This window comes from Acidovorax sp. GW835-FHT14B10, from assembly GCF_058793725.1.
The window spans coordinates 1-4483 of the sequence record NZ_JBXAGC010000062.1 but is presented as its reverse complement, the minus strand read 5'-3'; the positions used below and the strand labels follow the sequence as shown (position 1 = coordinate 4483).

Genomic DNA, 4483 nt, shown 5'->3' with positions numbered 1-4483 from the left:
GTAGCCCGGCTACACCCCAACAGGTGGGGTCAATATTGGATGAAAAACCGGGGTCAGGATTACGCGGAAATCAACAGACCGGATCCATGTCCTGCCAACAGGTGCCGACGGCGCCGGCGTTGAAACCCTATCCCCGATCAGTTCAGGTGGGGGAGTTTGAGGTGGCCATAAGTGGGGGAGTTTGGGTGGCCATCAGGGGGCTAACCAAAGCGCAGGCCAAACGGCGAATTCTGGAGCTTGCAAAGTTACTGCCAGCGAATGCACGCAAGCTTCAGTTTGCCCCTGAACGAGGTTTTGTGAAGAATGACGTGGTAGAGCAAATCAGTACCTTGATAGAACACCGCTGCGCACTGACGATTCGGCGGCTCAACGTCCCCGCCACCGAATCCTCTGTCTGAACCACCATGCCGACGCGAGCAATCCGAGCGTTGCGTCCTTGAGCTTCTTCAGTGCGCGGGTTGCTGGCAGCGCTGCAGATTCACCCTCGACGTGGGCTGCGTGCCTTGGGCGTAGAGAGGGCTGACTTTGCTGATTGCCTGATCGAGTGTTCTCTTGTCGAGAATCCACCCTTGGAAGCCGACCAATGCCTATTTTGTTCTTGGATTTCGACGGGGTTCTGCATCCAGAGCATTGCCATGAATCGAAGCACTTCTGCTGCTTGCCAGTGTTGGAGAGCGCATTGCGCCAAGTCCCTGAATTCAAGCTGGTGATCACAAGCACTTGGCGACTGCAAAGTCCGCTGGAGCAACTTCGACAAAGGTTCAGCTCGGATGTGGCAGTCAGAATCGCAGGAACCACCCCAAAGTACTTTGATCTGAACGACGTCCCACAGACGCTGGTTGGCTACGAGCGGGAAGCCGAGTGCCATGCATGGCTCCGGATGCATGAGGCTTCCCATCTGCCCTGGCTGGCGGTTGATGACCGTTCATGGCTCTACAGGCCATTTTGCAAGTCGCTGTTCTTGACCGACGGCCGTACAGGCCTGGGCCCGACCAGCGGGGAACTGCTCGTGGCTCGGTTGCGGAAGCTTCTTTAAAAACATCAAGTATCAAAGCGGCAGAGCGAATCCGGCAGCTGGAAGTGCAAGCCTGATGACAACGCGCTCCTCATTGCTCTTGACGCAGACGGCGTACCACCGGACTACAGCCTGGCCTAGGCCAAACTCTTCACAAGAGATGCAACACTTGAAGCAAGTCGGCCACCGAACAACCCCAACGTCATACCGTTACTGTTGATTTCCATGCAACCGCACCCCCACCTGGGGGTTAGTGGGTCACTTCTGCGTGGAAATCAACACAAGATACGCCATAGTTGGAGGTCGGCTCCTTCGAAAAATGGGAGCCATCTGTCACAAGAAACGCCATCTTTGGTGCACAGAAGCCGAGCCAAGCCATCGGAATGCGCAGAAAAGTGTGTGGTTCCACCTGAAGAACATTGAAGCCGTGTATTCACAAGATACGCGATGCTCAACTTGTAATTTCCTTATAAATCAAATACTTAGCAGCATACGTGGTGTGCGACCTGCGTCCTATCTAGTCACAAGACATGCCATGTTTGGCTTATGAAATGGCCAAATTTTCTGGCGGGCACCTGGAATTCTTCACAAGATATGCTAACCATGGGTTTAGCAAGCTCGAAGTATGTGGTCACAAGATATGCGATAGATGATGCCAATAAATCTAATGAAATCAACAACATAGAAGAGTGCTTGCTGTCAAACGGATCGTTCATGCGTCACAACACATGCCATGTTTAGGGGCGGATTCAAAAGTGAAGTGCAACACCTGCCAACCTGTAAGGTCCGCAGATGCCAACCGCCTCCTCGCACTATCACCTGCGCCAGCCTGAAGACCGCGTCACTATTGCCAGCCTGAGGCAGCAGAACCACAGCGTACGAGCCATCGCGCGGCAACTGCGCCGATCCCCGGCGACCTTCAGCCGCGAACTCCAGCGCAATGCCTGCTCCTCTGGCTATGACAGCGCACATGCCCCGTGTTTGTTTCCTGCAGCGCAGGCGTTGCGGCAGGCCAGCGATGAAGCTGCATTCCGAGTCGATCTTGTCCGCCCTGGTAATCCATCTGCTGCGGCTGCGCTGGTCGCCCGAGCAGATTGCCCTGACACTGGCACGCTTGTATCCCCCCGGCCAAGAATACCGCGCGTCACATGAAACCATCCACAACTGCATATATGCCATGCCCGTGGGCGAGTTGCGCAAAGAGCTGTTCGCCACCCAGCGCCACGGCCATAACAAGCGACTGCCGCGCTAGCCAAGGGCAAGGGCAAGGGCAAGGGCAAGGGCAAGGACCGTAGAAGCCAGATACCGGACAGGCTGAGCATCCATGTGCGCCTGCCCGAGATTGAAGACCGCCAGTTCCCCGGGCACTGGGAAGGTGATCTCATCAAGGGGCGAAGGCAATGCCAGTGCAGTGAGAATATTGGTGGAGCGCACATGGATGCTGGTCAAGCTGGTCAAGCTGCCTGAGTTCAAGCCGGCCACGTCTTGCAGGCCTTCACGAACAAGCAGCTGGGCATTGCACAGCCGATGCGCCTGAGCATGACGTACGACCAGGGTCGGGAGATGGCCATGCGTAAGAAGCTCAGCGAGCAGACCGGCATTGCCGTGTACTGCACAGCCCATTGCAAAGGGGACCAACGAGAACATGAATGATCTGGTGCGCCAGTACCTGCCCAAGGGGACGGAACTGAGCATCCACAGCCAGGAGCAGCTCGATGCCATTGCCGATGAAATCAACAACCGTCCCAAGAAGGGGCCGGGGGTACGATCACCGCGGCGGTGTACCGCGAGTTGCTGATCAACAACCCACAGCACTACACTCAGATTCATTGAAATCCAAGGTGTTGCACTTCACTTTTGAATCCGCCCATCAGCAATGGGCAAATAATCGTCCATGCGATATTTCTTGCCGCCGAGGGTAATTTCTTCATAGCCCTCACGAATCGCCTCATCGACACGTTCAACCACAAGAGGATCGTCTTTGATGCCAGGCTTGATCCTGTCGCAAACCATATTCATCGGCAGGCCAGCAACCATGCGACGTATCTCTACTTCGTTCTTTCCGCGCAGTTCACCCGCATAATCGCTCAGGAAGTAATACAGGCCACCCAGGAACAGTGCTTTGTATTCGGGCGAGTCAGCGTAATTTTCTGTGATGGCGCGGGTTTGTCGGGCGCTGGTTTGAAGTACCACGTCTTTGCCTACGAAATACTCCGCGCCGTTAACCGTGACATTCGCACCAGAAAGTGCGGCCATTCCCATAGATGTTTTATGTACCGACGATACATGCGAGCACTGGCTGGGAAATTGAAATGCCTTGATCGTGTCGTTCTTTTCGCGGCGAGATGCTCCTTTAACAGAGAAATAACCAATATCGAGCGCGACGACGGGGATTTGAAATGTGGAATTAGCCATATCTGGATGAGTAATAGTTGGGAACGAGCGAAATCATCCTCGATTTGTGGGAAATCACGAATCTCCATAAGGCACTGATACGGTCGGATGCCCTATCAAAACCGCAAAGAAACGTGTTGATAATCACCATACTGGCCTTTGACTGGCGCGCAAAAGGCCACTGATTGCCAGATGGCGTATGGGCTGGCGGCGCAAACACGAGACTGCGGGCAACAGGTGGCCCGCTGTAAGCCAATAACAGGCCACTTGGTGCCACACCCCGTCAGAACCAACCATTACTCGCTGGAGCGCATGTCATTGATTGGCCTCATTGGGGCCACTGATTGGTCATGCACGGAGACAGGGCGCCCGAACAAGCGTGTGCGCTGGGTCGCATCCATCGTCACAACATCTGCCATCCATGACGGCAAGGTATCGGAGTCGCCACCCCACAACACTCCGCAAGCCTCGACTCGCTCCAGGCTCACAGCGTGAGTCCTTGATGCACCGGACAGGGGCCAAGGACACCCCAGAACACATCGAAAACGCCGTTTCGAGCCCTTTGCCAAGGCGACTTTTCGCCTTTTTTTGCCCCGCAACCCAAGTTCTCGGCCAAGGAGAACCATTGCTCGCGGCCAGTATCCATGCGGGTTTCAAGACCGAACACGAATTCCAAACGGGTTTCGACGGGTTTTTTAGAGATAAATCGGCCTGCAAAAAAGTGACTTTTGATGCTTTTCATGTCAGAATCCATCCCCAATGACCTTCGGGTTGTTCCTGGGCTTGATGCTCAACCTTCAAAGTTGCCGCTCGCGGCGTTCAAACCAGCTTCAGATCCTGCGTACAGCGGGATGGTCGAAGCAAACCAAAAAAGGCCCGTCTGGGTCTTGGTGCCGGGGAAGTTCCTTGGCCAAAGTCAGTTCCAACTGACTGAAGTAGTGAATCCCTCCGATGAATTTCGGAAAGGTTCTAGCTCTACGTACCGATCAATGCCAGAATGTTGATTTCCACGTAAATCTGACCCCTCTGGACTGAGTTTTTTCACCCAACTTTGACCCCTTGAGTAACGTCTCC

Annotated in this window: 3 protein-coding genes and 2 pseudogenes; 3 read left to right on the top strand and 2 right to left on the bottom strand. The window is 54.5% G+C overall.

Features of this window, described 5'->3' with window-relative positions; genetic code table 11:
* From AC1Q5S_RS22140 to AC1Q5S_RS22130, 3 genes and pseudogenes are all read left to right on the top strand, one after another.
* Positions 1 to 398: pseudogene (locus AC1Q5S_RS22140) on the top strand (hypothetical protein); the annotation flags it as partial.
* A 185-nt stretch (positions 399 to 583) separates the two neighbouring features.
* Positions 584 to 1036 carry an HAD domain-containing protein gene (locus tag AC1Q5S_RS22135; protein ID WP_086929088.1) on the top strand — a complete coding sequence of 151 codons (453 nt, stop codon included), beginning with the start codon at positions 584 to 586 and terminating at the stop codon, positions 1034 to 1036.
* Between the two features lie 771 nt (positions 1037 to 1807).
* Positions 1808 to 2848, top strand: a pseudogene (locus tag AC1Q5S_RS22130) (IS30 family transposase).
* An 18-nt stretch (positions 2849 to 2866) separates the two neighbouring features.
* On the opposite strand, the gene AC1Q5S_RS22125 reads toward AC1Q5S_RS22130, so the two are convergent.
* Both AC1Q5S_RS22125 and AC1Q5S_RS22120 read right to left on the bottom strand, forming a co-directional pair.
* On the bottom strand, positions 2867 to 3430 hold the full coding sequence (locus tag AC1Q5S_RS22125) for a ParM/StbA family protein (RefSeq protein ID WP_143218421.1): 564 nt from the start codon (positions 3428 to 3430) through the stop codon (positions 2867 to 2869).
* Between the two features lie 463 nt (positions 3431 to 3893).
* Positions 3894 to 4151, bottom strand: coding sequence for a hypothetical protein (locus AC1Q5S_RS22120; RefSeq protein ID WP_157896848.1), 258 nt, complete (start codon positions 4149 to 4151; stop codon positions 3894 to 3896).
* Positions 4152 to 4483 lie beyond the last annotated feature (332 nt).

Bases quoted from the DNA above. Each gene is read 5' to 3' on its own strand.
- AC1Q5S_RS22125 (WP_143218421.1), bottom strand. From the start codon at position 3,430: ATGGCTAATTCCACATTTCAAATCCCCGTCGTCGCGCTCGATATTGGT.
- AC1Q5S_RS22135 (WP_086929088.1), top strand. From the start codon at position 584: ATGCCTATTTTGTTCTTGGATTTCGACGGGGTTCTGCATCCAGAGCAT.
- AC1Q5S_RS22120 (WP_157896848.1), bottom strand. From the start codon at position 4,151: ATGAAAAGCATCAAAAGTCACTTTTTTGCAGGCCGATTTATCTCTAAA.